The sequence below is a fragment of the Psychrobacter sp. AOP7-C1-14 genome (assembly GCF_052376135.1).
Lineage (GTDB): Bacteria > Pseudomonadota > Gammaproteobacteria > Pseudomonadales > Moraxellaceae > Psychrobacter.
In genome coordinates this window covers 1-561 of sequence record NZ_JBQSVH010000051.1, presented here as the reverse complement: position 1 = coordinate 561, position 561 = coordinate 1, and the positions used below count along the sequence as shown (strand labels likewise).

Genomic DNA, 561 nt, shown 5'->3' with positions numbered 1-561 from the left:
CATTCTCAGCATTCTCAGCATTCTCAGCATTCTCAGCATTCTCAGCATTCTCAGCATTCTCAGTCATAAAACACCCTCAGAAGGTCGCTTGTAATAAGTTTGTTCATTTATCTTTATAAGCTGACAAAATGTAGTAATAGCAAAAATATTTTTGCCAAATAATTTTTGGTTTATCTCTTGATCCAAAATATCGTTTAGCTGTGTGTAAATGATCTTGATATCTATTTTTTTATTGTATTTTTCGATGAGATCAATAAGCTCGTAAAAACTGATGTCGAAATTAAACTGATTCTTTGATGTATATTTCACGGCTACTTCTTTTTTTAATACATCAAAATCAATATAAGGGCTTTTTGCTATATGAAATAGCTCAAAGTTATTGAGCAAGAACCACTTTTCCTTCTCTTTTATAAAGCAGGTAAGTCTTGAGCAAGCATTACTTTGCTCAAGTTCGATAGTCTGGCTATTCAGAAGTGGTCTGATATGGCAGGTATAAATATCAAACAGACTAATGATCTTTGGATATACAAGCACATTGAGTGTTTGTAGTTTAGCGATCGA

The 561-nt window shown here is 32.6% G+C and carries 1 protein-coding gene; it reads right to left on the bottom strand.

The features are described from left to right. Nucleotides 1–63: 63 nt before the first annotated feature. The coding region (locus ACT3QN_RS13680; RefSeq protein ID WP_444523992.1) for a hypothetical protein at nt 64–561 on the bottom strand (498 nt) is incomplete at its 5' end.